We start from the raw sequence: 26,216 nt of genomic DNA, 5'->3' as shown, positions 1-26,216 counted from the left end.
CGTCCGGGGGCCGCCCGGCGCTCAGGGGCCCACCGGGACCCGCCGCTCGGCAAGCCGCTGGCCGCGCAGCAGGCGCCAGGCGGCGCCGGCGGCCAGCAGCAGGACGGCGCCGCCGGCCCCGGACGCGGCGCGCAGGCCGTCGGTGAAGGCGGCGGGGTCGGCCGCGGCGGGGCCGCCGGAGATGCCGGTGACGACGGACCCCAGGAGGGCGATGCCGAGGGCCGCGCCGAGTTCGTACGCGGTCTCCGAGACGCCCGAGGCGGCACCGGCCTGCCGCGGCGGGACGCTGGAGAGGATGACGTCGGCCGTGACGGTGAACGACAGCCCGGCTCCGGCGCCGACGACCAGCAGCGCGGCGCCGAGGAGGAGGTACCCCGTGCCGGGGCGCAGGGCCAGGAGCGCGAGCAGGGCGATTCCGGTGGCGACCAGTCCGCCGGCGACGGCCACGCGGACCGACCAGCGGCGCGCCACGGCGCCGGCGGCGAGGCCGGTGGCGGCGGCGCCGAGGGTCGCGGGCAGTTCGCACAGGCCCGCCTGGAGCGGGGAGCGGCCCTGGACGAGCTGGAGGAACTGGGAGAGGAAAAAAACGCTCCCGGCGAGGCCGAGCACGGTGAGCAGGTCGGCCAGCACCGCGCCGGAGAAGCCGCGGTGCCGGAAGAGCCGTACGTCCAGCAGCGGCTTGGGCAGGGCGAGTTGCCTGCGGACGAAGGCGAGCAGGCAGGCCGCGCCGAGCAGGCCGGCGCCGGCCGCGCCGGGGCCGGGGCCGTGCACGGCGAGCTGCTTGACGGCGTAGACGACGCCGAACATGCCGACCAGCGAGAGCAGGACGCTGGGCGGGTCCCAGGGGCCGGGCGCGGGGTCGCGGGACTCGGGCAGCAGCCGGGCGCCGACGACGAGCAGCAGTGCCATGACGGGCAGGTTGACCAGGAAGACCGAGCCCCACCAGAAGTGCTCGAGGAGGATCCCGCCGACGACCGGTCCGAGGGCGGCGCCCGCGGTCGAGACGGCGCCCCAGACGCCGATGGCGAAGCTCCGTTCGCGCGGGTCGGGGAAGAGGGTGCGGATCAGCGCGAGCGTGGACGGCATGAGGGTGGCGCCCGCGACGCCCATGAGGGCGCGGGCGGTGATGAGCATGCCGGGACTCGTGGCGTACGCGGCGAACACGGAGAGCGCGCCGAAGGCGGCGGTGCCGGTGAGCAGCAGCCGCTTGCGGCCGATGCGGTCGCCGAGACCGCCCATGGAGACGAGCAGTCCGGCGATGACGAAGGAGTAGACGTCGCCTATCCACAGCAGTTGGGTGGAGGTCGGCCGCAGGTCCGCGCTGAGGAAGGGCACGGCGAGACCGAGCACGGTGGCGTCGACGGCGATGAGCAGCAGCGCGAGGGTGAGGACGCCGAGGGCGAGCCAGCGGGCGGGGTGCCCGCGGTCGTCGTGGCGCGCGCCCGTGACGGGTGCGGCGGTGGTCATGATCCGCTCCGGGGGTGGCGCAGCATGCCGCCGAGCAGCAGTTCGGTGACCATGCGGGCGGAGTCGAGGCGGGCCGTGCGGCCGTCCTGGACGGACCAGGCGGAGGCGGCGATGAGCGCGTACAGCGCCTCGACGAGCCAGGCGGGGGTCAGGTCGTACCGGAAGGCGCCGGTCTCCTGGCCGCGCCGGAAGAGGGCGGCGACCCGGGCGTCGATGCGTGCCCAGCCCTCGTTGATCTCGGCGAAGTCGTAGATCTGGTTCTCGCCGTAGAGGAAGGCGACGAAGCCGGAGACGGGCCCGGCCTCGGCGATGAGCCGGCGGACGGCCTCGACGGGGTCGCCCTCCTCGATCCGCGCCGCGTCCAGGCGCTCCTCGGTCTGCTCGATGCCGAGCAGACCGAGGGCCCGCACGAGCGCGTCCCGGCCGGGGAAGTGCCGGTGGAGCGTGGCGCGGCTGACGCCGGCGGCCTTGGCGATCTCGTCCATGGAGGCGGTGGCACGCCGCGACAGCAGGTCGGCCGCGTCCCGCAGGACCTGCTCACGATCGAAGCTCATGAGACAAGGGTAACCCGAATGAGACATTGATGTCTCATTCGAGAGGACGAAGAAGCCCGGCCGGGTGGACGGACCCGGCCGGGCTCCCCGCCTGCGGGATCAGCCCTTGGCCTGTGCCCAGGCGAGCTGGACGGCCAGGTCCCGCTTGACCTCGGCGAGCTGGACGACGACCGCCGACGGCGCGGTCCCGCCGCGGCCGTCGCGGGCGGCCAGCGCGCCGGGGACGTCGAGCACGGTGCGCACCTCGGCGGTGAGGTGGGGCGAGATCTTCGCGAACTGCTCGTCGGTGAGCTGGTCCAGCTCGATCCCCTCGGCCTCGCAGACCTTCACGCACTCCCCCGCGACCTCGTGCGCGACGCGGAAGGGCACCCCCTGCTTCACCAGCCACTCGGCGATGTCCGTGGCGAGCGAGAAGCCGGCCGGGGCGAGTTCCTCCATCCGCTCCCGGTTGACGGTGAGCGTGGCCATCATCCCCGTGAAGGCGGGCAGCAGGACCTCGAGGGTGTCGCAGGAGTCGAAGACCGGCTCCTTGTCCTCCTGCAGGTCGCGGTTGTACGCCAGCGGCAGCGCCTTCAGCGTGGCGAGCAGCCCGGTCAGGTTGCCGATGAGCCGCCCCGACTTGCCGCGGGCGAGTTCGGCGATGTCCGGGTTCTTCTTCTGCGGCATGATCGACGAGCCGGTGGAGAAGGCGTCGTGGAGGGTCACGAAGGAGAACTCCTTCGTGTTCCAGATGATGACCTCCTCCGCGATCCGCGAGAGGTCGACGCCGATCATGGCGGTGATGAAGGCGAACTCGGCGACGAAGTCGCGCGAGGCCGTGCCGTCGATGGAGTTGGCCACCGAGCCGTGCTCGAAGCCGAGGTCCCTGGCGACCGCCTCCGGGTCCAGCCCGAGCGAGGAGCCGGCGAGCGCGCCAGAGCCGTACGGCGAGACGGCGGTGCGCGCGTCCCACTGCCGCAGGCGCTCGGCGTCCCGGGACAGCGCCTGGACGTGGGCGAGCACGTGGTGGGCGAAGAGCACCGGCTGCGCGTGCTGCAGATGGGTGCGGCCGGGCATGGCGACGTCCCTGTGCGTCTCGGCCAGCCGGACCAGGGCCTGCTGCAGCTCGGCGATCAGGCCCCCGACGATCCGGGCGTGGTCGCGCAGGTACATCCGGAAGAGCGTGGCGACCTGGTCGTTGCGGGACCGGCCGGCGCGCAGCTTGCCGCCGAGGTCGGGGCCGAGGCGCTCCAGCAGTCCGCGTTCCAGGGCGGTGTGGACGTCCTCGTCGGCGATGGTCCCGGTGAAGGAGCCGTCGGCGACGTCGGACTCCAGCTGGTCGAGGCCGGCGAGCATGCGGGTCAGCTCGACCTCGCTCAGCAGGCCCGCCTTGTGCAGCACGCGCGCGTGGGCGCGGGAGCCCGCGATGTCGTACGGCGCGAGCCGCCAGTCGAAGTGGACGGACGCGGAGAGCTTGGCCAGCGCCTCCGCGGGGCCGTCGGCGAAACGCCCGCCCCAGAGCCGGACGTCGCCGCTGTTGGTGGTCACTGCTCTGCTCGCTTCCGTCGGGGGTGGATGTGCGGCCGCCTCCCCGCCACGGGGGCGGGGAGGCGGGCTGCCGTGGTCGAGGCTACGGGCTAGGCCAGGTCCCGCTTGGCCGCGATCTTCGACGACATGCCGAAGATCTCGATGAAGCCCTTGGAGAGGGACTGGTCGAACGTGTCGCCGGTGTCGTAGGTCGCCAGGTTGAAGTCGTACAGGGACTCGGCGGACTTGCGGCCGGTGACGACGGCGCGGCCGCCGTGCAGGGTCATCCGGATGTCGCCGGTGACGTGCTGGTTGGCCTCCTCGATGAAGCCGTCCAGGGCCCGCTTGAGCGGGGAGAACCACAGGCCGTCGTAGACCAGCTCGCCCCAGCGCTGCTCCACCTGCCGCTTGTAGCGGGCGAGTTCGCGCTCGACGGTGACGTTCTCCAGCTCCTGGTGGGCGGTGATCAGGGCGATCGCGCCCGGGGCCTCGTACACCTCGCGGGACTTGATGCCGACCAGGCGGTCCTCGACCATGTCGATCCGGCCGACGCCCTGGGCGCCCGCGCGCTCGTTCAGCTGCTGGATCGCCTGCAGCACGGTGACGGGCTTGCCGTCGATCGCGACCGGGACGCCCCGCTCGAAGCTGATGACCAGCTCGTCGGCCTCGCGGGGCGCGGCCGGGTTCTGGGTGTACTCGTAGACGTCCTCGATCGGGGCGTTCCAGATGTCCTCGAGGAAGCCGGTCTCGACGGCGCGGCCGAAGACGTTCTGGTCGATCGAGTAGGGGGACTTCTTGGTGGTGGCGATGGGGAGGTTCTTCTCCTCGCAGAACGCGATCGCCTTGTCCCGGGTCATCGCGTAGTCGCGGACCGGCGCGATGCAGGTCAGCTCGGGGGCGAGGGAGGAGATTCCGGCCTCGAAGCGGACCTGGTCGTTGCCCTTGCCGGTGCAGCCGTGGGCGACGATCGAGGCGCCGTGCTTCTTGGCGGCCGCCACCAGGTGCTTGACGATGGTCGGCCGGGAGAGCGCGGAGACCAGCGGGTAGCGGTCCATGTAGAGGGCGTTGGCCTTGATCGCCGGGAGGCAGTACTCGTCGGCGAACTCGTCCCTGGCGTCGGCGACCTCGGCCTCGACCGCGCCGCAAGCGAGCGCCCGCTTGCGGATGACGTCCAGGTCCTCGCCGCCCTGACCGACGTCCACGGCCACGGCGATGACCTCGGCGCCGGTCTCCTCGGCGATCCATCCGATGGCGACGGAGGTGTCCAGTCCGCCCGAGTAGGCGAGTACGACGCGCTCGGTCACGGGTCTCTCCTTTGGTGCGCGAGGTCGAGTGCGTATGGCGGCGGTGATGATGCATACGCTGTTGGGTATAAGTATGCACTCCTCTGCATGCTTCGTCAATCGGCGATGTCCTCGCAGGTCACCGGCGTGTCGGCGGCCGGCCGCGGCAGCCCCGCCGAGGACGCCGCCGACCGCCCCGGCACGGCCGCTCCCCGCTGCGCGCGGCAATACCACAACGGCGCACGCCACATGGGGAGAACCCGGGCTTTGAGCGGCGGCGCGGGGCCGTGCGTACCCATGCGCATGGCGGCCACGACCACGATGATCCACAACAGCAGGGCGGGCAGGCGGCAGGCCATGCGCCGGATCCGGCCCCGCCGTTCCCCCGCGATCCCGCTGCTCCTCCTGGCCTGGGCGGGCGCCGCCGGGGTCGTGTGGCTGTGGTGGGGCAACACTCCCTACGTCCAGCCGACCGCGGCCGGCCGGCTCACCGCCGCGGGCCGGATCACCGGGCTGCTCGGCGGCTACGCCATCGCCCTGGTCGTCCTGCAGATGGCCCGGGTCCCCGCGCTGGAGCGGCGCGTGGGCAGCGACCGGGTCGCCCGCTGGCACGCGATGAGCGGCCGCTACGCCGTCTCGCTGGTCGTCGTCCACGTCGCGCTGATCCTGTGGGGCTACTCCGAGCAGTCGGGGCAGCCGATCGCGCAGCAGTCGGTGTCCGTGGTCCTGGACTACCCGCGGATGATCGAGGCGACCGCCGGCACCGCGCTGCTGCTGGTCATCGGCTTCGTCTCGGCGAAGGCGCTGCGCCGCCGGATGCGCTACGAGACCTGGTACTACGTCCACCTGCTGACCTACGCCGCCGTCTACCTGACCTTCTGGCACCAGCTCGCCACCGGCGCCGAGTTCGCGGGCAGCGCCACCGCGCGCGGCATCTGGTACGCGCTGTACGGGTCGGTGACGGCGCTGGTGCTCTGGTACCGGTTGCTGGTACCGGTCCGGCTCAACATGCGGCACCGGATGCGGGTCGCGGAGACCGTGGAGGAGGCGCCGGGCGTGGTCTCGGTGCTGATCACGGGACGCCGGCTGCACCGCCTCGGCGCCGAGCCCGGCCAGTTCTTCCGCTGGCGCTTCCTCGCCCCGGGGCTGCGCTGGAGCGCCAACCCGTACTCCCTGTCGGCGCCGCCGCGGCCCGACCTGCTGCGGATCACCGTCAAGGCGGTCGGGGGCCACAGCTTTGCGCTCGCCTCGCTCGAACCCGGCACCCGGGTGTGGGCGGAGGGCCCGTACGGCGCCATGACGGCCTCCCGCCGCCGCGGCGGCAAGGTGCTGCTGCTGGCGGGCGGCGCCGGGATCACCCCGCTGCGGGCGCTGTTCGAGACGTTGCCCGCCGCGCCCGGCGACCTCACCCTGCTCTACCGGGCCCGCAGCCGGCAGGACCTCGCGCTGTGGGCCGAGCTGGAGGAGATCGCGGCCGAACGCGGCGCGCGCCTGGTGTACGCGGTGAACGGACCCGACGGCGCCCGCCCGGAGATCACCGCCCAGGGACTGCGGCGGATGCTGCCGGACATCGACCGGCACGACGTGTACCTGTGCGGCCCGCCGGGGCTGGCCGAGGAGTCGTACTCCGCGCTGCGCGAGGCAGGCGTGCCGGAACGCCGTATCCACCACGAGTCCTTCGAGATGTGAGGTCCGAGTGAAGAAGAAGCACCCGCTGCGCCGGATCCTCCTGAGCAGCGTGACGACCGTCTCCGGGGTCGTGCTGCTGCTCGCCCTGAAGCCGACGACGGCGCCCTTCACCTCGCAGGCCGGCGGCCCGGCACAGCCGTTGCCGCCGGTCTCCGCGGCCCCCTCGCCCGCCGGCCCCGACCCGTCGGTCCCGGTCGCCTCGGCCCCTGCGGACGGCGGCGGCAACGGCGGTGCGCGGAAGCCGGGCGGGCAGGACGGGCAGGGCGGCGCGCCCGCGCGGAGGACCGTCACCGGCGACGTCGCGCAGACCAGCTACGGGCCCGTCCAGGTGAAGATCACCGTCGAGGGCGGGCGGATCGTCTCGGCGGCCGCCGTCCAGGCGCCCGCCGGCACCCCCACCAGCGACCAGCTGACCGCCACCGCCGTCCCGGAGCTCAACCAGGCCGCGGTCACCGCCCAGAGCGCGCAGATCGACACCGTCTCCGGCGCCTCCTTCACCAGCGAGGGCTACCGGAAGTCGCTGCAGAGCGCCCTGGACAGGGCCGGTGCCTGACGATGCCCGAGAACCCGCCGCGCCTGCGGCACGTGGAGCACTGCATGGGGACGGTGTTCTCCTTCGACGTGCGCGGCGCCCGCGACCCGCGCGTCCGGACCGCCCTGGACGCGGCGGTGGCGGGCCTGCACGCGGTCGACGCGGTGTTCTCCACCTTCCGCGCCGACAGCGAGGTCAGCCGGCTCGGCCGCGGTGAACTCGGCCTCGCCGACTGCTCCGCCGAGGTGCGGGAGGTCCTGGAGCTGTGCGAGGACGCCGAGCGCCGCACCGGCGGCTGGTTCACCGCGCGCTACGCCGGCCCCGGCACCGCGCCCGACCCCACGGGCCTGGTCAAGGGCTGGGCGGTGGAGCGGGCCGTCCGGACGCTCGCGGAGGCGGGCGCCGGGAAGGTCTGCCTCAACGGCGGCGGCGACGTCCAGCTGACCGGCGGCCCCTGGCGGGTCGGCATCGCCGACCCGCTGCGGCCCGGCGGACTGGCCACCGTCGTCGAGGCGGAGGGCGGACTGGCCGTCGCCACCTCCGGGCCAGCCGAGCGCGGTTGCCACATCCTCGACCCGCACACCGGCGCCCCGCCCGCCGGAGGACTCGCCTCGCTCACCGTGGTGAGCGCCTCCCTCACCGAGGCCGACACCTGGGCCACGGCCGGGTACGCCATGGGCGGCCGGGCCCGCGAGTGGCTGGAAGCGCTCCCCGATGTGGAGGCCTTCGCCGTCGTCCCCGACGGCACGACCTGGCACACCACGGGATTCGGGCGTTTCGTGGCGAAGTTGAGCGCTTGACGATCAGCTGTTCCCAGTGGCAAGAATGCGTCACATGGATCTGCAACTGAACGGCAAGGTCGTGCTGGTCACCGGAGGGTCCGACGGACTCGGCGCGGCCCTTGTCCGGCGGCTGGCCGCCGAGGGCGCCAAGGTGGCGCTGTGCGGACGTGACCCCGAACGCATCGAGCACGTGGTGAAGGAACTCGGCGCCGGCGGCGCCGACGTGCTGGGCGTGCCCGCGGACGTCACCCGTCCCGAGGACCTCGAGCGCTTCGTCGCCGCCGCCGACGGGCGCTGGGCACGGATCGACGCCGTGGTCAACAACGCGGGCCGCAGCGCGGCCGGTTTCTTCGAGCGCCAGGACGACTCGGTGTGGGAGGAGGACCTGCAACTGAAGCTGCACGCCGCGGTACGGCTGACCCGGCTGGCCCTCCCCCACCTGCGCGCCGCGGGGGGCGGCGGCGTCGTCAACACCCTCGCCGTGTCGGCCAAGGCGCCCGGCGCCGGCAGCACCCCGACCTCGGTCTCCCGCGCGGCCGGACTCGCCCTGACCAAGGCACTGTCCAAGGAACTGGGGCCGGACAACATCCGCGTCAACGCCGTCCTCGTCGGCCTGGCGGAGAGCGGCCAGTGGACCCGGCAGGCCGAGGAGCGCGGCATCCCCCTCGAGGAGCTGTACGCCACGATGGGCCGCGACTCCGGCATCCCGCTGGGCCGGGTGGGCCGCGCCGAGGAGTTCGCCGACCTGGTGGCGTTCCTGCTGTCCGACCGGGCCGGCTACGTGACCGGCACCGGCATCAACTTCGACGGCGGCCTGAGCCCCGTCGTCTGACCGCACCCCGGGGAGCCCCCGGACACGGCGGTTCCTCCGGCTTCCGGCCGGGGGAACCGCCGTACGGCCCGGGGCCCAGGGCCCAGGTCTAGCCGCCCGCGGCCAGGCGCAGCAGGTGGTCGGCGACCGCCTGCCCGCCGGACGGGTCGCGGCTGATCAGCATGACCGTGTCGTCGCCCGCGATGGTGCCGAGGATGTCGTACACCTCGGCCTGGTCGATCGCGGACGCGAAGAACTGCGCGGCACCGGGCGGCGTGCGGACGACCACGAGGTTGGCCGAGGCCTCCGCGGAGATCAGCAGCTCGCCGGCGAGGCGGCGCATCCGCTCCTCCTTCACCGACTCCCCGAGCGGCGCCATGGGGGTGCGGAAGCCGCCCTCGCTGGGCACGGCGTAGATCAGCTCGCCGTTGTTGGTGCGGATCTTCACCGCGCCCAGTTCGTCGAGGTCGCGGGAGAGCGTCGCCTGGGTGACGCTCAGCCCGTCGTCGGAGAGCAGCTTGGCGAGCTGGCTCTGGGACCGCACCGGCTGCCGGTTCAGGATGTCCACGATCCGCCGGTGGCGTGCCATCCGGGTCTGCGGTACGGCGGCGGCTCCCCCGCCGGCCTGCTGCTGCGCCTCGCTCATCGTCGTGTCATTCTCCGGATCGCGGTTCCTCTGCGGCGTGTACGGCGTCGAGGACACCCGGCAGCGCCCTCAGGAACGCGTCCACCTCGGCGTCACCGAGGATCAGCGGCGGGGCGAGCCGCACCGTGTCGGGTACGGCGGCGTTCACCAGGAGTCCGGCGTCCTGGGCCGCATTCTGCACCTGCGCGGAGAACGGCCCGGTGAGCACGATACCCAGCAGGAGGCCCGCACCGCGCACGTGATCGACCAGAGGGTGGCCCAGCGCCTCGACGCCCTGGCGCAGTCGCTCGCCCTGGCGCTTGACGTTCTCCAGCACGCCCTCCTGGGCGATGGTGTCCAGGACGGCGAGCGCCGCGGCGCAGGCGACCGGGTTGCCGCCGAAGGTGGTGCCGTGCTGACCGGGCGTCAGGAGGTCGGCGGCGGGGCCGAAGGCGAGGGTGGCGCCGATGGGCAGCCCGCCGCCGAGCGCCTTGGCGAGGGTGACGACGTCCGGCTCGACACCCTGCGCCTGGTGCTCGAACCAGTGGCCGGTGCGGCCGATGCCCGTCTGCACCTCGTCCATGACGAGCAGGGTGCCGGTGGCGCGGGTGATCTCCCGCGCGGCGGCCAGGTAGCCGGCGGGCGGCACGACGACGCCGTTCTCGCCCTGGATGGGCTCGAGGACGACGAGCGCCGTCTCCTCGGTGACGGCGGCGCGCAAGGCGTCGGCGTCGCCGTACGGCACATGGGTGACGTCACCGGGCAGCGGGCGGAAGCACTCCTGCTTCTTGGGCTGGCCGGTGAGCGCGAGCGCGCCCATGGTGCGGCCGTGGAAGGCGCCGTCGGTGGCCACCATGTGGGTGCGGCCCGTCAGACGGCCGATCTTGAAGGCGGCTTCGTTGGCCTCGGCGCCGGAGTTGCAGAACAGCACGCGGCCGGGGCGGCCGGACAGCTGGAGCAGCCGCTCGGCGAGGGCGACCGTGGGTTCGGCGATGAAGAAGTTCGAGACGTGGCCGAGCGTCGCGATCTGCTCGGAGACGGCACGGACGACCGCCGGGTGGGCGGTGCCGAGGGCGTTGACGGCGATGCCGCCGAGGAAGTCCAGGTACTCGTTGCCGTCGGCGTCCCAGTACCGGGCGCCCTCGCCGCGGACCAGGGGCAGCCGCGGGGTGCCGTAATTGTCCATCAGGGAGTCCTGCCAGCGCCGTGTGAGCGCCTCGTTCCCCAGGTTGCCGGTGCCGGTCATGCCCGTCCCCCTCCGTTGCGCGATGTGGTGCCGCGCGCCGCGTCGGCGCTGTCGGGCAGCACCATGGTGCCGATTCCCTCGTCGGTGAAGATCTCCAGCAGGATGGAGTGCTGGACCCGCCCGTCGATGACCCGGGCGGTGTGGACGCCGTTGCGCACGGCGAACAGGCACCCCTCCATCTTGGGCACCATGCCGCTGGACAGCTCGGGCAGCAGCTTCTCCAGCTCGCTCGCCGTGAGCCGGCTGATGACCTCGTCGCTGTGCGGCCAGTCCTCGTACAGGCCCTCGACGTCGGTGAGGACCATCAGGGTCTCGGCCCCGAGCGCGGCCGCGAGCGCCGCGGCGGCGGTGTCGGCGTTGACGTTGTAGATGTGGCCGTCGTCGGCGCTGCGGGCGATGGAGGAGACGACCGGGATGCGGCCGTCGTCCAGCAGGGCCCGGATGGCGCCGGTGTCGATCTCGGTGATCTGCCCGACCCGGCCGATGTCGACGGCCTCACCGTCGATCATCGGGCGGTGCCGGGTGGCGCTGATGGTGTGGGCGTCCTCGCCGGTCAGGCCGACGGCCAGCGGGCCGTGCTGGTTGAGCAGGTTGACCAGCTCGCGCTGCACCTGTCCGGCGAGCACCATGCGGACGACGTCCATGGCCTCCGGGGTGGTGACCCGCAGGCCCGCCTTGAACTCGCTGACCAGGCCCTGCTTGTCGAGCTGCGCGCTGATCTGCGGGCCGCCGCCGTGCACGACCACCGGCTTGAGGCCGGCGTGCCGCAGGAAGGCGACGTCCTGCGCGAAGGCCGCCTTGAGCTCCTCGTCGACCATCGCGTTGCCGCCGAACTTGATGACGACGGTCTTGCCGTGGTGCCGGGTGAGCCACGGCAGCGCCTCGATGAGGATCTGCGCCTTCGGCAGGGCGGTGTGCTTGCGGGCGCTCATGAGCTGTAGGCGCTGTTCTCGTGGACGTACTCGGCGGTGAGGTCGTTGGTCCAGATGGTCGCCGTCTCGGTGCCGGCGGCGAGATCGGCGGTGATGTGGACCTCGCGGTAGCGCATGTCGACCAGTTCGCGGTCCTCGCCGACGGAGCCGGACTTGCAGACCCACACGCCGTTGATGGCGACGTTGAGGCGGTCCGGCTCGAAGGCGGCGGAGGTGGTGCCGATCGCCGAGAGCACCCGGCCCCAGTTGGGGTCCTCGCCGTGGATCGCGCACTTGAGGAGGTTGTTGCGGGCGATGGAGCGGCCCACCTCCACGGCGTCGTCCTCGGTCGCGGCGTTGACGACCTCGATCTTGATGTCCTTGGACGCGCCCTCGGCGTCGCGGATCAGCTGCCGGGCGAGGTCGGCGCACACCTGCTCCACGGCGGCGGCGAAGGGCCCGGCGGCGGGGGTGACGCCCGAGGCGCCGGAGGCCATCAGCAGCACCGTGTCGTTGGTCGACATGCAGCCGTCGGAGTCGGCCCGGTCGAAGGTGGTGCGGGTGGCGGCGCGCAGCGCCCCGTCCAGGGCGGCGGAGTCCAGGTCGGCGTCGGTGGTCAGGACGACCAGCATGGTGGCCAGGCCCGGGGCGAGCATGCCCGCGCCCTTGGCCATGCCGCCGACGGTCCAGCCCTCGCCCTCGTACACGGCGGTCTTGTGGACGGTGTCGGTGGTCTTGATGGCGATGGCGGCCTTCTCGCCGCCGTGGGCGGAGAGTTCGGCCGCCGCCTTGGCGACGCCCGGCAGCAGCCTGTCCATCGGCAGGCGCACGCCGATGAGCCCGGTGGAGCAGACGGCGACCTCCCCCGCGCTGTGCCCGAGGGCGTCGGCGACGGCCTCGGCGGTGGCGTGGGTGTCCTGGAAGCCCAGCGGGCCCGTACAGGCGTTGGCGCCACCGGAGTTGAGGACCACGGCGGAGACCCGGCCGCCGCTGACCACCTGCTCCGACCACAGGACGGGGGCGGCCTTGACGCGGTTGGAGGTGAAGACGCCGGCCGCGGCGAGCCGCGGACCGTTGTTCACCACGAGGGCGAGGTCCGGGTTGCCGTTCTCCTTGATCCCGGCGGCGATGCCCGCCGCCGTGAACCCCTGTGCTGCCGTGACGCTCACTGTGCCGTCTCCTTGTGCGCTTCTGGGCCGGCGCACCGCAGGGGCGCGGCCTTCGCCGTGATGTCGGTGTGCGGGCCGGTCACCGGGGCCGTGCCGTGCCCGTCGGCACCCGCGTCGCAGGGCGCGGCCCGCGTGAGCAGTTCGGCGACGGCACGGCGGGCGCGGGCGGCGGAGCGGGGCGTCATGGCGCGACCCCCGCGGTGCTCAGGCCCAGCCCCTCGGGGAGGCCGAGCGCGATGTTCATGCTCTGCACGGCGCCGCCGGCGGTCCCCTTGGTGAGGTTGTCGATGGCGCTGACGACGACGACCCGGCCGGCGGCCTCGTCGTACGCCACCTGGATCAGCGCGGCGTTGGAGCCGTACACGGCGGCGGTGGCGGGCCACTGGCCCTCCGGCAGCAGGTGCGCGAACGGCTCGTCGGCCAGCGCCTTCTCGTAGGCGGCGCGGACGGCCTCGGCGGTGGTCCCGGGCGTGGCCTTGGCGTTGCAGGTGGCGAGGATGCCGCGGGGCATCGGCGCCAGCGTCGGGGTGAAGGAGACGGAGACCCGCTCGCCGGCCACGGCGGAGAGGTTCTGGACCATCTCGGGGGTGTGCCGGTGCGTGCCGCCGACCCCGTACGGGCTCATGCTGCCCATGACCTCGCTGCCCATCAGGTGCGGCTTGGCCGCCTTGCCCGCGCCGGAGGTACCGGACGCGGCGACGACCACGACCTCGGGTTCCACCAGGCCCGCGGCGTACGCCGGGAACAGCGCGAGCGAGACCGCGGTGGGGTAGCAACCGGGCACCGCGATGCGCTTGGACCCCTCCAGCGCGGCACGGGCACCCGGCAGTTCCGGGAGGCCGTACGGCCACGTGCCGGCGTGCGGGGAACCGTAGAACCGCTCCCAGTCCGCGGCGTCCTTCAGCCGGAAGTCGGCGCCGCAGTCCACGACGAGCGCCGTGTCGCCGAGCTGCTCGGCGACGGCGGCGGACTGCCCGTGCGGCAGCGCGAGGAAGACGACGTCGTGGCCGGCCAGCGCCTGCGCGCTCGTGGCCTCCAGGACGCGGTCCGCCAGCGGCAGCAGATGCGGCTGCAGGCCGCCGAGGCGCTGCCCGGCGTTGGAGTTCCCGGTGAGCGCGCCGATCTCGATCTCGGGGTGGTTCAGCAACAGGCGCAGGATCTCCCCGCCCGCGTACCCGCTCGCTCCCGCCACCGCTGCCCGGAATGCCATGGACCCTCCTCTTCGATGGCATGACTATACGGCTCTCGGAACTTTTATGCAAAGCTTTCGGCCCCGCCGCGGACGCCGCCGTCGGCTGCGGACCCCGGGAGTGCGTGTGCGCACCACCGACGACAAGGGGGACGGTACGGGGTGCCGGAGCGGGGCGGGTGCCCATCCGGTCCCGCACCGCTGCCGCGTCCGCGGCTTCTGCGGCCTTCGTGCCGCGCCCCGCCGCTCCGAGCAGCAAGAACCCCGCATGATCATCGTTAAACCACTTCAGTCACGCCCGTTGCGGATGTAGAGTCTGTGCCCGTCCCGGGAACGGTTCACCATGCATGTAAAACCTCTGTGAACTCGTTCGAACCGGTTCTACCACTGACCCCTGGGGGGGCTTTGTCACCTCTGGAACGCGCCTGGTCCGTCCCGGCGCGCCCGAAGCGTGCGCGCCGTATCGCGGCCTGCACCGCTCTCGCTCTCTCGGCCGGCATGCTGCTGGCCGCCCCGGCTTCGGCCGACGCATCCATACCGCACGCCCCGGCCCTGGAGCGGCCCGCGCAGCCCCGGCTCGACCGGCTGCCGACGCTCACGCTGCCGAAGCGCACCGCCGCGAAGTCCTCGCGCGTCGCGGGCGCGGCCGCCGCGGTCGTCCCCGCGAAGCCGCGTCAGGACGTGGACGGCGACGGGTACACCGACCTGATGTACCGCGCCATCGACGGACAGGTCTACGTCGAGCCGTCGAACGCCGCCGAAGGCCACGTCTACACGATCAACGGCGACTACGAAGAGCAGTACAAGGACATCATCGCGCCGGGCGACCTCGACGGCGGCGGCGGTCCCGAGTTCTTCACCCTGTCGGCGACCGGCAAGCTCTCGCTCTTCCAGAGCTGGGGCGCGGACAGCACCGGCTACGCCACCTGGTCCGGCAACGGCTGGCAGATCTACAACAAGGTCTTCGCTCCCGGCGACCTGAACGGCGACGGCCGGGGCGACGTCCTGGCCCGTACGCCCGCGGGCGAGCTGTACCTCTACACGTCCAACGGCGCCGTCGACAGCAACCCGCTCTCCGCGCGGACCAAGGTCGGCACCGGCTGGGGCGTGTACGACCAGCTCGTCGGCGCGAACGACATGAACGGCGACGGCATCGGCGACCTGGTCGCCCGTACGACCGCCGGCGACCTGTACTTCTACGCCGGCACCGGCAACGCCGCAGCCCCGTTCGCGGGCCGGGTCAAGGTCAGCAGCGGCTGGAACGCGTACAACCAGCTCATCGGTGTCGACGACCAGACCGGCGACGGCCTGGCCGACCTCCTGGTGCGCACCGAGGACGGCACGACCTACTTCTTCGCGTCGACCGGGCAGGGCACCTTCCTCGACCGCACCGGTGGCGGCACGGGCTGGAACGCCGCATCGCTGTTCCTCGGAGCGGGCGGGAACCCCGACTTCGGCAAGAACGAGCTGATGGGGCTGGACACCAAGAACAACCTGTACTGGTACTACTCGAAGAACAACGGGCTGCTCAGTCCGCGCGAGTTCATCGAAGAGCTCTGGTCGGGCGTCAACCTCACGCTGGTCTCGTCCCTCGACAAGGACGGCCAGGCCGACCTGCCGCTCATCTACGACGGCACGCTGTACAACGGCGACTACACGATCGGCAGCGGCTGGGGCATCTACAACAGCCTCGTCGGTCCCGGCGACCTGAGCGGTGACGGCAAGGGCGACCTGCTGGCGCGGGACAAGTCCGGCGTCCTCTACCTGTACCGGGGCAACGGCACGGGCAGCGCGTTCGCCAAGCGGACCAAGGTCGGCTCCGGCTGGGGCGTCTACAACAAGCTCCTCGGCGCGGGTGACTACACCGGCGACGGCCGCACGGACCTCCTGGCCCGCACCACCGGCGGCACCCTCTACCTGTACGCGGGCACGGGCGACGCCTCCGCCCCGTTCAAGTCCCGGGTCTCCATCGGCGGCGGCTGGAACACCTACAGCAAGCTCGCCGCTCCCGGCGACATCAACGGTGACGGCAAGGGCGACATCGTCGGCGTCAACTCCGCCGGCGACCTCTACCGCTACACCTCCACCGGAACCGGCAAGTTCGCGGCGAAGGTCCGGATCGGCCCCGGCTGGAACACCTACCGCAACCTGTACTGAGCGACACCGCACCACACAGAGCGCCCTGCCACCGGTCTTCCGGCGGCAGGGCGTTCCTGCGTGCCGGCGCCGGGACAACCGGTGTTCCCGCGGCCGCCCGCGGGAGGCGCACGCGGTACGGGGCCGGCTACGACCGGCGGCGGGGCTTGCCGCGCTTCGCGGGGCGGGGGGTCTTCGCGGACGTACGGCCGGCGGACCTGCCGGACGCGGGCTTCCCCGCGGCGGGCTTGCGGCGGGCGGCGCCCTCGTCGGCCTTCTTCTTCGGCTCCGCCGCCGCCTGCGTGCGGCCGCGCGTGCTGTTGACGGTGCGGCCGCGCACGATGCCGATGAAGTCCTCGACGTGGTCGGTCGTCGTGTCCTCGCGCCAGGACAGGGCCACCCGCGACTGCGGGGCGTCGCTCACCGGGCGGTAGGTGAGGTCCCGGCGGTGGTGCAGGCGCGCCAGCGACTGCGGCACGACCAGCAGTCCCACGCCTGCCGCGACGAGTTCGACCGCGTCCCCGGTCGTGGCGGGCCGCTCGACGGCGGGCTGCCCGGGGAACTCCGACTCCGCCCAGTCCAGGGTGTCGTCGAGGGGGTGGAAGACGACGTCCTCGGCCAGGTCCGCCAGGGACACCTCTTCGGCCGCCGCCACAAGGTGGTCCTTGGGCACGACGACCACCGTCGTCTCGGTGTACAGGGGGATGGCGCTGAGGTCCGTCCGGTCGATCGGCAGCCGTACCAGGCCCGCGTCCGCGTCGAGGCCGCGGAGCTTCCCCGGGGCTTCGGCGGCCGTGACCATCACGAGCTCCAGCGGGACGTCCGGCAGCCGCTCCTGCCAGATCCGCACCCACTTGGCGGGGGTCACACCCGGGACGTAGGCGAGGCGGAACGAGGAGGGAGCTACCGAGCCGGTCATCCGGCCAGGCTACCCCGGCGCCGGTCGGGGGCCGCGCCGGCGCTCGATATCCTTGGGGCATGACGTCGCACCACTCCACCCAGACCATGAAGCCCGCCACCGCGGCGAAGAAGCTGGGTGTGTACCTCGAGGCCACCCCCACCGAGTTCCGGGAGGGCGTCGTCTCGCGCGACGAGCTGAACGCGCTCCAGGCCGACCCGCCCGAGTGGCTCCGGGAGCTCCGCCGCGACGGCCCGCACCCGCGCCCGGTGGTCGCCGCGAAGCTGGGCGTCTCCATCTCCGGCCTCGCCCGCGGCGGGGTCACCGAGGCGCTCACCACGGAGCAGATCGAGGCGCTGAAGCAGGACGCCCCGGAGTGGCTGCAGAAGGAGCGCGCCACCCAGGCCGAGGTCCGCAAGGAGACCGCCCGCCTCAAGGAGCGCGACGCCGAGCGCGCCCGCCGCGGCGACGCCTGACGCCCTCCGCGACACCGCAGGCCGTCACCTGGGCGCGGCGACGCTTCGTCCGCTCCTTGGTGACGTGCCGTGCGCGGCAGCCGTTCGGAGCCGGAAGCGGCGCGGCACGCAGGGTGGCGGGCCGCCGTGTGCCGCCAGGCGTGCGGTGCCGCGCGGTGATCAGTGCGGCTTCGCGGACACGCCGACGCCCTGCAGCGCCGGCACCGGCACGCAGCCGTCCGTCGCGCACGGCCGCCGCAGGCGCCGGCGGTCCCTCGCGCCGCCTCCCGCACGCTGTGGGGCGAGGCTTCGGCGTCGCCCCAGGCGTCGGCGTGACCGACGAGCAGAGGGCACGCCGCCCCCGGACGCGGCGCACAGCGGCCGGGCCCGGCACCAGAGCCCGCGACCGCCGCTCCGCACTCCCTCCCCCGGCTCCCCCGCACCCCCGCACCCCGTGCACAAAGCGCGTCCCGGTCCGTTGACAGCGCGGAGGGCGCGTCGCAGACTCAGTGCCCGAACGGTCGATGAACGATAGTTCACTGTGCGAACGCAGAGGTTCGCGCGCCAGAACAGGGGCTGCCATGACCATCTCCCGCGAACTGCTGATCGGCGGCAAGGACGTCCCGGCCGTCTCCGGACGCACGGCCGAGGACGTCAGCCCCTTCACCGGGGAGGTGTACGCGACCGTCGCCGCCGGGGGCGCCGAGGACGTCACGCGGGCGGTGGACGCCGCCGAGGCCGCGTTCCCGGAATGGGCCGCGCTCAGCCCGTTCGCGCGGCGCAAGATCTTCCTGACCGCCGCGGACCTCCTGGAGGCCCGCACGGAGCAAGCCGCCGGGATCATGGCGCTCGAGGCCGGGGGGACGCGTCCCTGGGCGTACTTCAACGTCGGGCTGGCCGCCAACATCCTGCGCGAGGTGGCAGCCGCCATCACCGCGCCGCGCGGCGAGGTGCTGAGCGCGCAGGAGGAGGGCGTCCTCGGCATGGCGGTGCGCGAGCCGGTCGGCGTCGTCGGCGCCTTCGCACCGTGGAACGCCCCGCTGATCCTCGGGGTGCGCGCGGTCGCCGCTCCGCTGGCGGCGGGCAACACGGTCGTGGTGAAGCCGAGCGAGGACGCCCCGGTGGCCTGCGGGCTGTTCGTCGCGGACGTGCTGCGCGAGGCCGGGCTGCCGGACGGCGTGCTGAACGTGGTGACCAACGCCCGCGAGGACGCCGCCGAGGTCGCGGAGGCGCTGATCGCCGACCCGAGGGTCCGCGTCGTCAACTTCACCGGCTCGACGGAGGTCGGCCGGATCATCGGCACGCACGCGGCGCGCCACCTCAAGCCCGCCGTGCTGGAGCTCGGCGGCAAGAACGCGATCGTCGTGCTCGACGACGCCGACGTGGACTACGCCGTCGATGCGGCCGTCTTCGGCGTCTTCCTCAACTCCGGGCAGATCTGCATGTCCGGTGACCGCGTCCTGGTCCACGAGAGCCTCGCCGAGGAGTTCACGGCCAAGTTCGCCGCCAAGGTCGGCACGCTGCCCTCGGGCGACCCCTCGCACCCGCACACCGTCATCGGGCCGCTGGTGAGCGAGGCCTCCGCGCGGCGCGTCGCCGCGCTGGTACGGGACGCCGTCGCCAAGGGCGCCACCGTGCTGACCGGGGGCGGCGAGCCGGACGGCGCGGTGCACCCGGCCACCGTGCTGCGGGACGTGCCCAGGGACGCGGAGATCTACTACGGCGAGGCCTTCGGCCCGGTCGTCACCGTGACCTCCTTCGCCGACGACGACGAGGCCGTGGCCCTGGCCAACGACACCGACCACGGTCTGACCGCGGGTGTCATCACCGAGAACGGTACCCACGGGCTGGCCGTCGCCCGGCGGCTGCGCACCGGCATCGTGCACGTCAACGACCAGTCGGTGGCCGACGAACCGCAGGCGCCCTTCGGCGGCTTCAAGGCCTCGGGCCACGGCCGCTTCGGCGGCCGCTGGGGCCTGGAGGCCTTCTCCAACACCCGCTGGGTCACCCTGGCCACCCAGCAGGCGCACTACCCGTTCTGAACCCGCGGCGAAGGGCGTAGGGTCCGCGCATGGAAGATCCGCTCGGCGCGGCCCGCGCCCTTCTCGCCGACCGCTTCCCCGACGCCCTCGCCGGCTTCCTGGGCGGGTCGACCGCCCGCGGCGAGGGGACGGCGACGTCCGACCTGGACGTGGTCGTCGTCCTCGGCCCGCCCGCCGGGTGCCACGCGGAGTCGTTCGTGTGGGGTTCCTGGCCGGTCGAGCTCTTCGTGCACACCCCCGAGTCGGCCCGGGCCTTCATGGGCTGGGACCGCGACCGGGGCAGCGGCACGATGGCGTTCATGTGCGCGCGGGGCGCCGTCCTGTTCGACCGCGACGGGACCGCCGCCCGGCTGCGCGACGCCGCGGAGCGGATCCTCGCCGCCGGGCCGCCGGCGGTCCCCGACGCGGCGCGCGACCACCGGCGCTACTCCGTCACCGACCTGCGCGACGACCTGATCGGCGCTCGGGACGAGGACGAGCTCCTCGCCGTGGCCGCCGCCCTCCTCGACGGTGCCGCCGAGCTCCTGCTCGTCACCCGCGGTCACTGGCGCGGTGGCGGCAAGTGGCTGCCCCGCCGGCTGCGCGAGGCCGACCCCGAACTCGCGGGCGTGCTGCTCGGCGGCTACCGCGACCTCGTCCGCGGCGGCCCGCCCGAGGAGTTCGCCGCGGTGGTGGACGTGGTGCTGGACGCCTGCGGCGGCCCGCTGTGGGCGGGCTACCGGCGCACCCCGGACCCGCGCGTACTGGCGGAACTCGGCCTGCGGCCGGCCTGAGCCCCGGCCCGTTCCCGGGGGTGCGGAGCGGACGCCCGAACCTAGACTGGAGGGGCAAGGGCTGCGGACCGCCGAGTTCTCAGGAGGTCGACCGATGCACGCGAACAAGGGTGACCGGGTCAGGCAGCACGGGCGGGTCGTCGGCCAGCACGACAAGGTGGCCGAGATCGTCGAGGTCATGGGGCAGGGCGGCGAGCCGCCGTACCGGGTCCGTTACGACGACGGGCACGAGTGCATCCTGTCCCCCGGACCGGACTCGACGGTGGAGCACGGGCGGGGCGCGGCCCCCACCCGCTGAGCCGTCCCGTACGCGATCGTGCCGGACCGCGGCCGTCGCTCTGCGCGGCTGCGGCCGCAAGTGTGCGCGCCTACGCCCCCGGCCCCCGGCCGGGGGTGCGGACGCGCGTCGGGTAGTGGTCGGCGACGACCCGGGACATCGCCCCGATGGGGTCGGCGGCGACCTCCTTGGCGGAGAAGAAGACGTTGCCGAGCACCTGGGGATGGTCGCGGTCCAGTTCGAGGTGGCGGGAGAGCTCCCCCGGGTCCTGCCAGGCCGCAGCCTCCCCGGCGCCACCCGCGCGGTACAGGGCCTCGCCGATGTAGAGCTGGACGCCCGTGCCGTCGACGACGTCGGCCCACCAGGGCACGAGCGTGGCGTAGTCGGCCACGTCGAAGCCGATGTGCCAGTACACCTGAGGCACGACGTAGTCGATCCAGCCCTCGCGGACCCAGCCGCGCGTGTCGGCGTAGAGGTCGTCGTAGGTCTGGACCCCGCCGCGGGTGGCGGAGCCGCGGGGGTCCGTGCCGCGGTTGCGCCAGACGGCGAAGGGACTGATGCCGAAGCGGGTGGCGGGGCGGAGCTCGCGGACGCGTGCGGCGGTCTCGCTGACGAGCAGGTCGATGTTGCCGCGCCGCCACGAGGCGAGGTCGGCGAAGTCCGCCCCGTACCGGGCGAAGGCGTCGTCGTCGTCGAAGTACTGCCCGGCGACGGGATAGGGGTAGAAGTAGTCGTCCCAGTGCACGCCGTCGACGGGGTAGCGGCGGACGGCGTCGAGCATGGCGTCCTGCACGAAGCGACGGACCTCGGGGAGCCCGGGGTTGTAGTGGAGCTTGCCGCCGTACGCGACGGTCCAGTGGGGGTTCCGGCGGGCCGGATGGTCCGGGGCGAGGCGTCCCGGGACGTCGTGGGTGGCGACGCGGAACGGGTTGAACCAGGCGTGCAGTTCCAGCCCCCGCGCGTGCGCCTCCGCGACGGCCGTGCCGAGCGGGTCCCATCCGGGGTCGCGCCCCTGGACCCCGGTCAGGTACTCCGACCAGGGCTCGTACGGGCTCGGCCAGAACGCGTCGGCGGTCGGCCGGACCTGCATGACGACGGCGTTCAGGCGCCGCTCGACGGCGAGGTCGAGGTAACCGAGGAGTTCGGCGTGCTGCTGACGGGCCGACAGCCCGCGGGCGGTGGGCCAGTCGCGGTTGGCGACCGTCGCCAGCCACATGCCGCGGAACTGCGCCGGCGCGCCGGGACCGCCCGCCGCCGCGGCCCGCGCCCCGGCAAACGCGGGCACGGCCCCGGCCGTCCCCGCCCTCCCGGCCGTTCCCTCCGCCGCGCGCGCGGCCCCGCCGGCGGCCACGGTGCCGATCGCCCCGGCGGCGCCCGCGGCGAAGGTCCTGCGTGAGAGTCGGCGCACGACTGTCCCCTGATTCCCCGTCATATCCATGTTGGGCCGATACTGGGTCGAACCGGCCCGTCCGGCAACCTACCCGGAGCCGGAAGGGGCCGGGCGCGCGGCGGACGCGTCCCTCCCGTACGGCTCCCGCGTCGCCTCCGGCACACGGGTGTCACCGGGCGGCGCGGGACCCGGTCAGCGGGCGTCCGTGGCCGGCCGGGCCGCCCTCGCGGGGACCCGGACCGGTAGGCCGGCCGGGTGTAATGTCGAGCGGGCTGGTCCGGACCTCACGACGGTCCGGATCTCCATCTCGCGATCAGGGAGAGGCTGGGCGTTGAACGACGACATCCGTTGTGTCGGTGTGGTGGGCTGTGGCCAGATGGGCGCGGGTATCGCCGAGGTGTGCGCCCGGGCCGGACTGGACGTCCGGGTGGCCGAGACCACCGGCGAGGCCCTGGAGCTGGGCCGCACCCGGCTGACGAACTCGCTGCACAAGGCGGCGGAGCGCGGCAAGATCACCGAGGAGGAGCGCGACGCGACGCTGGAGCGCCTCACCTTCACCACCGACCTGGGCGACTTCGCCGACCGCGACCTCGTCATCGAGGCCGTCGTCGAGAACGAGCAGGTCAAGACCGAGATCTTCCAGGTGCTCGACCAGGTGGTGACCCGGCGCGACGCGATCCTGGCCTCGAACACCTCCTCCATCCCGCTGGTGAAGCTCGCCGTGGCGACCTCCCGCCCGGAGCAGGTCATCGGCATCCACTTCTTCAACCCGGCGCCGGTGCAGAAGCTCGTCGAGCTGATCCCCGCCCTCACCACGGACGGCCAGACCCTGGTGCGCGCCGAGAAGCTCGTCACCGACGTGCTGGGCAAGCACCCGATCCGGGCCCAGGACCGCGCGGGCTTCGTGGTCAACGCGCTGCTCATCCCGTACCTGCTGTCGTCGATCCGGATGTTCGAGACCGGCATCGCCAGCCGTGAGGACATCGACAACGGCATGGAGATGGGCTGCGCCCACCCGATGGGGCCGCTCAAGCTCTCCGACCTGATCGGGCTGGACACCGTGGCCTCGGTCGCCGAGTCGATGTACGACGAGTTCAAGGAGCCGCTGTACGCCGCTCCCCCGCTGCTCCAGCGCATGGTCGACGCGGGCCGGCTGGGCCGCAAGAGCGGCCACGGCTTCTACGACTACGTGTAGTTCGGCGTCCGCGCCGTCGTCTCCCGCCGCGCGTCGAGCCGGGCCAGTTCCGCCCTGGCCCGGGCCTCGACCGGGGCCGCGCCGACGGCGGAGCTGATCTCCAGGGCCTCGACCAGGGCGCCCCGGGCCGCCGCCGCCCGCCGCGGACGGCGCTCGGCGGCGCCCAGCACGATCAGCGTGCGGGCGAGGTCGATGGGCAGCGAACGGCCGCGCAAGCGCTCCGCGGCGGCCTGGATGCGGGTGACGCCCCGCTTGGAACGGCCCAGTACGCAGTCCCGCAGCCCCTCGGCACGGTCCAGGGCCGACAGCGCGCTCGCGGAGGGCCGGACCCCGGCACGGCGGCGGGCCGCCCGCAGGACCTCGGCGGCCGAGTCCGTGTCGCCGAGGATGACGGTCGCCTCGGCGAGGTCCCCGTACCAGCGCAGCATCACCGGGTCGGCGATGCCCATCGTCTCCCCCAACCTGCGCACCTGACGCAGCGTCTCGACCGCGGACGTGGTGTTCTCCCGCCCCCCGGCCAGGAGTTGGGCCCGCCCGCGGACGCCCAGGGCCCGCAGCAGGAAGAGCTGGTCCCCGTCGGTCATGCAGGCCCGGATCGTACGGTCGGTGAGCTCCAGCGCGCGCTCCAAGCGCCCCCCGGCGGTCTCGGCGAGCGCGGCGGCGTACAGCACGGGCGGGGAGTCGTTCCCGGCCCGGACGGGCAGCACGGCGCAGCGGGCGACGTTGTCCAGGGCCTCACGGCAGCGTCCGGACCGCACCTGGATGCGGACCAGCGCCACCAGCGTCGCGGCAGTCTCCTCGACGGAGGCGTACTCGCCAGTCCTGCCGAGGAGACCGGCCATCTCGTTTTCGGCGTCGGTGATGCGGTCGGCGTCGGCCGCCAGGATCGCCCGGGTGCGCACCAGTTCGCGGGCGCCGGGCCCGTCGGGCGGCACGGGGAGGGCGAACGCCTCGCCGAGCGCGGCCTCGGCGGACTCCGCCTCGCCGTGCAGCGCGTGCAGACGCGCGAGCAGCGCCAGGGCGGCCACACGGGTGTCGACGGCGTCCGCCCGGACCGCCATGTCGGCGGCGCGGCGGGCGTGGGCGGAGGCCTGCGCGGGCCGGCCGCCGATGAGGTGGCGCAGGGCGGCCCATTGGTGCAGCCGGGCCTCCAGTTCGGGGTGGCCCTCGGCCTCCACCAGGCCGTCCGCGATGAGCCGGCCCGCGGCGGCCAGCGCCTGACCGGCGTTGCCCAGCATGGTCAGCCGGGCGAGCACGCGCTGACGTGGGGAGGCGGCCTCGGCGAGCACGGTCTCCGCGGCGCGGTCGGCGTCGCCCCGCAGGCCGGCGTCGCTGGCGTACTCGGCGGCGGCCAGCAGCCGGTCGGCGCGCTCCTCCGGCCGGTCCTCGGGGGTACGGCGGGCCGCCAGGGCGGCCAGTTCCGCGGCGGTGGCGGGGGCGCCGCGGCGGCGCGCGGAGCCGGCGGCGGCCGTCAGCGTGGCCGCGGTGGTCTCGTCGGCGTGCGGGTGGGCCAGGGCCAGGTGCCGGGCCTGCTCCACGGGCTCGGGCACGACCTTGGACAGCAGCTTGTGCGCGGTGCGCCGGCCGTGCTCGGGGGCGTCGGTGTACACGGCGGCGCGGATCAGCGGGTGCTGGAAGCGAATCGTTCCCTCGGCGTCCGCCACGGCGACCCCCAGGGTCTCCGCGGTGCCCAGGTCGCCCTCCGGGTCCGGGACCCCCGCGGCCGCGAGCAGCGGCAGCGTGGGGCGGGCGGCGGCGCTGGCGACCAGCAGCGTCTGCCGTGCGGAGGCGGGCAGCAGCCGTACCCGGTCCAGCAGCAGGTCGCGCAGCCGCGGCGGCACGGAGAGCACGTCCCCGGCCTCGAACGGCGTGCCGTCCCGCAGCAGGGCGCGGCCGAGCTCCAGGGCGTACAGCGGGTTGCCCGCGGCCGTGTCCTGGACGGCACGCACCGCACGCTCGGGCAGCTCCGCCCCAGCGCCGTCCAGCGCGAGCAGCAGCTCGGCCACGTCGCCGTCGGACAGCGGCGGCACCGGCAGCGCCGCGGTGCCCGGCGGGCAGCACCGCAACCCGAGCGGCTCCTCGCCCTCCACGACGCGCTCGGCGGCGAGGAACCGTACGTCCTCGCCCGGCGGGAGGCGGCGCAGCGCGAGCGACAGCACCTCGGCGCTCGGCGTGTCGAGCCACTGGAGGTCGTCGACGACGATCAGCACGGGGCCGGCCGCCGCGAGCGCCCGCAGCAGCTCGACGGCCGCGTCGCGCACTGCGAGCCGGCTCTGCGTCGCGACCGGCTCGTGCCCCCGCAGCAGCGCCGCCCGCAGCGCGGCACGGGGGCCCGCGCTCAGGGCGTCGACGTAGGCCTCCGGCACGCGGGCGAAGAGGTCCATCAACGCGACGAAGGGCAGCTTGGCGTCCTCCTCGACGGGGACGGCCCGCAGCGCGAAGCCTTCCGGCGGGACCTCGTCGGCCAGCACCGCGAGCAGGGCGGACTTGCCGATCCCGGCCGCTCCGTGGAGCAGTACGCCCGGACCCGCGGTCAGCTGTGTCCGGGCATGGTCGAGGATCTCCCGACGCCCGATGAGGGACGGCATATGCTCATGACAACGTTTGCCCAACTGCCTTGTCAATGGCCGCGTGTTCGGCTGCGCCGCGCCGCCCGGTGGTTGTGTGCGGCGCCATTGTGGTGTGTGCGGCGCCGTTGTGGTTGTTGTTGCGGTTTCTCCCCCACCCTCCCGCCCGATTACCCGGCACGATTGGTGCGGGTCTCGCACCTCGTTGTGGGGTCGGCGCCGCGCCGGCGCACTCCCCCAGCCTTCGGCCGGGGGGACCCCCAGAACGCTCGCGGTTTACCCCCACATCCTTGGGCACCGCGTCCGCCGCTCGTCTCCCCCAGCCTTCGGCCGGGGGGACCCCCATGGGCGCACCCCGACACGCCCCCTCCGGCCGGTTTGCGCGCACAACGGCCGGTGGGGGGTACAGGGGCGGCCCGGGGGCGCCCCGAACCGCTCGCTGACCCCCACAGCCCCGCGGTTCCAGCCTCGCACCATTCGGCACCGGGTCTACCACCCGCCTCCCCCAGTCTTCGGCCAGGGCGAGCGCCCGCGCCACACCTCCACCTCTTATGTGGGCGCATGACGGCCGGTGGGGGTCAGATAGGCAACCGGCGTGCCCCGGACTGCCTCCCTACCCCTCACAGCTCGGTTCGCGCCGACGTTCGGCAAGAGGCTCGCCTCCCGCCTCCCCCAGCCTTCGGCCAGGGGGAGCACCCGCACCACACCTCCGCCGGCGG

At 73.8% G+C, this 26,216-nt stretch carries 23 protein-coding genes; 10 read left to right on the top strand and 13 right to left on the bottom strand.

Going from position 1 to position 26,216, the window contains the following annotated elements; all coding sequences use genetic code 11:
* Positions 1-21 precede the first annotated feature (21 nt).
* The 4 genes from ACFZAU_RS38015 to ACFZAU_RS38000 all read right to left on the bottom strand — a co-directional run bounded on the left by ACFZAU_RS38015 (position 22) and on the right by ACFZAU_RS38000 (position 4,831).
* A complete protein-coding gene (locus tag ACFZAU_RS38015; protein ID WP_500555997.1) occupies positions 22-1,467 on the bottom strand; it encodes an MFS transporter in 1,446 nt (481 codons plus the stop codon).
* Entirely contained in the window at positions 1,464-2,021 is a 558-nt protein-coding gene (locus ACFZAU_RS38010; RefSeq protein WP_500555996.1) for a TetR/AcrR family transcriptional regulator, read from the bottom strand. Before ACFZAU_RS38010 ends, ACFZAU_RS38015 begins: the two co-directional genes overlap by 4 nt.
* Before the next feature lie 99 nt (positions 2,022-2,120).
* Positions 2,121-3,548, bottom strand: a complete 1,428-nt coding sequence (argH, locus tag ACFZAU_RS38005; RefSeq protein WP_500555995.1) for an argininosuccinate lyase — start codon at positions 3,546-3,548, stop codon at positions 2,121-2,123.
* A gap of 89 nt (positions 3,549-3,637) precedes the next feature.
* A complete protein-coding gene (locus ACFZAU_RS38000; RefSeq protein ID WP_500555994.1) occupies positions 3,638-4,831 on the bottom strand; it encodes an argininosuccinate synthase in 1,194 nt (397 codons plus the stop codon).
* Positions 4,832-5,113: 282 nt separating this feature from the next.
* On the opposite strand from ACFZAU_RS38000, the gene ACFZAU_RS37995 reads away from it, so the two are divergent.
* From ACFZAU_RS37995 to ACFZAU_RS37980, 4 genes are read left to right on the top strand one after another with little or no spacing between them, the layout of a single operon-like run.
* Positions 5,114-6,499, top strand: a complete 1,386-nt coding sequence (locus ACFZAU_RS37995; RefSeq protein ID WP_500556008.1) for a ferredoxin reductase family protein — start codon at positions 5,114-5,116, stop codon at positions 6,497-6,499.
* 7 nt (positions 6,500-6,506) lie between these two features.
* Complete coding sequence (locus ACFZAU_RS37990; RefSeq protein WP_500555993.1) at positions 6,507-7,052, top strand: FMN-binding protein; 546 nt, start codon at positions 6,507-6,509, stop codon at positions 7,050-7,052.
* A gap of 2 nt (positions 7,053-7,054) precedes the next feature.
* A complete protein-coding gene (locus ACFZAU_RS37985) occupies positions 7,055-7,831 on the top strand; it encodes an FAD:protein FMN transferase (RefSeq protein WP_500555992.1) in 777 nt (258 codons plus the stop codon).
* 34 nt (positions 7,832-7,865) lie between these two features.
* Positions 7,866-8,645, top strand: a complete 780-nt coding sequence (locus tag ACFZAU_RS37980) for an SDR family oxidoreductase (protein WP_500555991.1) — start codon at positions 7,866-7,868, stop codon at positions 8,643-8,645.
* Between the two features lie 88 nt (positions 8,646-8,733).
* Here the strand turns inward: ACFZAU_RS37980 and ACFZAU_RS37975 are convergent, their stop codons facing one another.
* The 6 genes from ACFZAU_RS37975 to argC are packed head-to-tail and all read right to left on the bottom strand — an operon-like array spanning position 8,734 to position 13,785.
* Positions 8,734-9,270 carry an arginine repressor gene (locus ACFZAU_RS37975; protein ID WP_500555990.1) on the bottom strand — a complete coding sequence of 179 codons (537 nt, stop codon included), beginning with the start codon at positions 9,268-9,270 and terminating at the stop codon, positions 8,734-8,736.
* 7 nt (positions 9,271-9,277) lie between these two features.
* Complete coding sequence (locus tag ACFZAU_RS37970; protein WP_500555989.1) at positions 9,278-10,495, bottom strand: acetylornithine transaminase; 1,218 nt, start codon at positions 10,493-10,495, stop codon at positions 9,278-9,280.
* Positions 10,492-11,427: an acetylglutamate kinase gene (gene argB / locus ACFZAU_RS37965; RefSeq protein WP_500555988.1), complete on the bottom strand. Its 936-nt coding sequence runs from the start codon at positions 11,425-11,427 to the stop codon at positions 10,492-10,494. Before argB ends, ACFZAU_RS37970 begins: the two co-directional genes overlap by 4 nt.
* Positions 11,424-12,575 carry a bifunctional glutamate N-acetyltransferase/amino-acid acetyltransferase ArgJ gene (gene argJ / locus ACFZAU_RS37960; RefSeq protein ID WP_500555987.1) on the bottom strand — a complete coding sequence of 384 codons (1,152 nt, stop codon included), beginning with the start codon at positions 12,573-12,575 and terminating at the stop codon, positions 11,424-11,426. Before argJ ends, argB begins: the two co-directional genes overlap by 4 nt.
* Positions 12,572-12,760 (bottom strand): hypothetical protein, encoded by a 189-nt coding sequence (locus ACFZAU_RS37955; protein ID WP_500555986.1) that lies wholly within the window; start codon positions 12,758-12,760, stop codon positions 12,572-12,574. The genes argJ and ACFZAU_RS37955 overlap by 4 nt, the downstream gene beginning before the upstream one ends.
* Positions 12,757-13,785, bottom strand: coding sequence for an N-acetyl-gamma-glutamyl-phosphate reductase (gene argC, locus ACFZAU_RS37950; RefSeq protein ID WP_499603464.1), 1,029 nt, complete (start codon positions 13,783-13,785; stop codon positions 12,757-12,759). Before argC ends, ACFZAU_RS37955 begins: the two co-directional genes overlap by 4 nt.
* Positions 13,786-14,262: 477 nt before the next feature.
* On the opposite strand from argC, the gene ACFZAU_RS37945 reads away from it, so the two are divergent.
* Entirely contained in the window at positions 14,263-15,921 is a 1,659-nt protein-coding gene (locus tag ACFZAU_RS37945; protein ID WP_500555985.1) for an FG-GAP repeat domain-containing protein, read from the top strand.
* Positions 15,922-16,048: 127 nt separating this feature from the next.
* Here ACFZAU_RS37945 and ACFZAU_RS37940 read toward each other — a convergent pair whose 3' ends face one another.
* Positions 16,049-16,819 carry a LysR family substrate-binding domain-containing protein gene (locus tag ACFZAU_RS37940; protein WP_500555984.1) on the bottom strand — a complete coding sequence of 257 codons (771 nt, stop codon included), beginning with the start codon at positions 16,817-16,819 and terminating at the stop codon, positions 16,049-16,051.
* Positions 16,820-16,878: 59 nt separating this feature from the next.
* Between ACFZAU_RS37940 and ACFZAU_RS37935 the strand changes: the two genes are divergently transcribed.
* The 4 genes from ACFZAU_RS37935 (at position 16,879) to ACFZAU_RS37920 (ending at position 20,366) form a co-directional block, all read left to right on the top strand.
* Positions 16,879-17,274 (top strand): DUF5997 family protein, encoded by a 396-nt coding sequence (locus ACFZAU_RS37935; protein ID WP_500555983.1) that lies wholly within the window; start codon positions 16,879-16,881, stop codon positions 17,272-17,274.
* Between the two features lie 560 nt (positions 17,275-17,834).
* Positions 17,835-19,295 carry an aldehyde dehydrogenase family protein gene (locus ACFZAU_RS37930; protein WP_500555982.1) on the top strand — a complete coding sequence of 487 codons (1,461 nt, stop codon included), beginning with the start codon at positions 17,835-17,837 and terminating at the stop codon, positions 19,293-19,295.
* 29 nt (positions 19,296-19,324) lie between these two features.
* Positions 19,325-20,068: a nucleotidyltransferase domain-containing protein gene (locus tag ACFZAU_RS37925; RefSeq protein WP_500555981.1), complete on the top strand. Its 744-nt coding sequence runs from the start codon at positions 19,325-19,327 to the stop codon at positions 20,066-20,068.
* 94 nt (positions 20,069-20,162) lie between these two features.
* Complete coding sequence (locus ACFZAU_RS37920; RefSeq protein WP_329188854.1) at positions 20,163-20,366, top strand: DUF1918 domain-containing protein; 204 nt, start codon at positions 20,163-20,165, stop codon at positions 20,364-20,366.
* A 70-nt stretch (positions 20,367-20,436) separates the two neighbouring features.
* On the opposite strand, the gene ACFZAU_RS37915 is transcribed toward ACFZAU_RS37920, so the two are convergent.
* Entirely contained in the window at positions 20,437-21,777 is a 1,341-nt protein-coding gene (locus ACFZAU_RS37915) for a glycoside hydrolase family 10-like protein (RefSeq protein ID WP_500555980.1), read from the bottom strand.
* A gap of 289 nt (positions 21,778-22,066) precedes the next feature.
* Here ACFZAU_RS37915 and ACFZAU_RS37910 point away from each other — a divergent pair, with 289 nt between their 5' ends.
* The gene (locus ACFZAU_RS37910) at positions 22,067-22,930 is read left to right on the top strand and encodes a 3-hydroxybutyryl-CoA dehydrogenase (protein ID WP_500555979.1); all 864 of its coding nucleotides are present in this window, start codon (positions 22,067-22,069) and stop codon (positions 22,928-22,930) included.
* Here ACFZAU_RS37910 and ACFZAU_RS37905 read toward each other — a convergent pair.
* Positions 22,921-25,518, bottom strand: coding sequence for an AAA family ATPase (locus tag ACFZAU_RS37905; RefSeq protein WP_500555978.1), 2,598 nt, complete (start codon positions 25,516-25,518; stop codon positions 22,921-22,923). The genes ACFZAU_RS37910 and ACFZAU_RS37905 overlap by 10 nt on opposite strands.
* Positions 25,519-26,216 lie beyond the last annotated feature (698 nt).

The organism is Streptomyces sp. NPDC008238, assembly GCF_042956445.1.
Taxonomy (GTDB): domain Bacteria; phylum Actinomycetota; class Actinomycetes; order Streptomycetales; family Streptomycetaceae; genus Actinacidiphila.
Note: the sequence above shows the minus strand (reverse complement) of the source record. Positions and strands in the feature narration are given on the sequence as shown.

Excerpts from the sequence above, each read along its gene's own strand:
- ACFZAU_RS37920 (WP_329188854.1), top strand. The coding sequence starts at position 20,163 with ATGCACGCGAACAAGGGTGACCGGGTCAGGCAGCACGGGCGGGTCGTC.
- argB (WP_500555988.1), bottom strand. The coding sequence starts at position 11,427 with ATGAGCGCCCGCAAGCACACCGCCCTGCCGAAGGCGCAGATCCTCATC.
- ACFZAU_RS37955 (WP_500555986.1), bottom strand. The coding sequence starts at position 12,760 with ATGACGCCCCGCTCCGCCGCCCGCGCCCGCCGTGCCGTCGCCGAACTG.
- ACFZAU_RS37995 (WP_500556008.1), top strand. The coding sequence starts at position 5,114 with ATGGCGGCCACGACCACGATGATCCACAACAGCAGGGCGGGCAGGCGG.
- ACFZAU_RS37935 (WP_500555983.1), top strand. The coding sequence starts at position 16,879 with ATGACGTCGCACCACTCCACCCAGACCATGAAGCCCGCCACCGCGGCG.
- ACFZAU_RS37975 (WP_500555990.1), bottom strand. The coding sequence starts at position 9,270 with ATGAGCGAGGCGCAGCAGCAGGCCGGCGGGGGAGCCGCCGCCGTACCG.
- ACFZAU_RS37940 (WP_500555984.1), bottom strand. The coding sequence starts at position 16,819 with ATGACCGGCTCGGTAGCTCCCTCCTCGTTCCGCCTCGCCTACGTCCCG.
- ACFZAU_RS37980 (WP_500555991.1), top strand. The coding sequence starts at position 7,866 with ATGGATCTGCAACTGAACGGCAAGGTCGTGCTGGTCACCGGAGGGTCC.
- ACFZAU_RS37985 (WP_500555992.1), top strand. The coding sequence starts at position 7,055 with ATGCCCGAGAACCCGCCGCGCCTGCGGCACGTGGAGCACTGCATGGGG.
- ACFZAU_RS37915 (WP_500555980.1), bottom strand. The coding sequence starts at position 21,777 with ATGACGGGGAATCAGGGGACAGTCGTGCGCCGACTCTCACGCAGGACC.
- ACFZAU_RS38010 (WP_500555996.1), bottom strand. The coding sequence starts at position 2,021 with ATGAGCTTCGATCGTGAGCAGGTCCTGCGGGACGCGGCCGACCTGCTG.
- ACFZAU_RS37930 (WP_500555982.1), top strand. The coding sequence starts at position 17,835 with ATGACCATCTCCCGCGAACTGCTGATCGGCGGCAAGGACGTCCCGGCC.
- ACFZAU_RS38015 (WP_500555997.1), bottom strand. The coding sequence starts at position 1,467 with ATGACCACCGCCGCACCCGTCACGGGCGCGCGCCACGACGACCGCGGG.
- ACFZAU_RS37970 (WP_500555989.1), bottom strand. The coding sequence starts at position 10,495 with ATGACCGGCACCGGCAACCTGGGGAACGAGGCGCTCACACGGCGCTGG.
- ACFZAU_RS37925 (WP_500555981.1), top strand. The coding sequence starts at position 19,325 with ATGGAAGATCCGCTCGGCGCGGCCCGCGCCCTTCTCGCCGACCGCTTC.
- ACFZAU_RS37905 (WP_500555978.1), bottom strand. The coding sequence starts at position 25,518 with ATGCCGTCCCTCATCGGGCGTCGGGAGATCCTCGACCATGCCCGGACA.
- ACFZAU_RS37945 (WP_500555985.1), top strand. The coding sequence starts at position 14,263 with ATGCTGCTGGCCGCCCCGGCTTCGGCCGACGCATCCATACCGCACGCC.
- argC (WP_499603464.1), bottom strand. The coding sequence starts at position 13,785 with ATGGCATTCCGGGCAGCGGTGGCGGGAGCGAGCGGGTACGCGGGCGGG.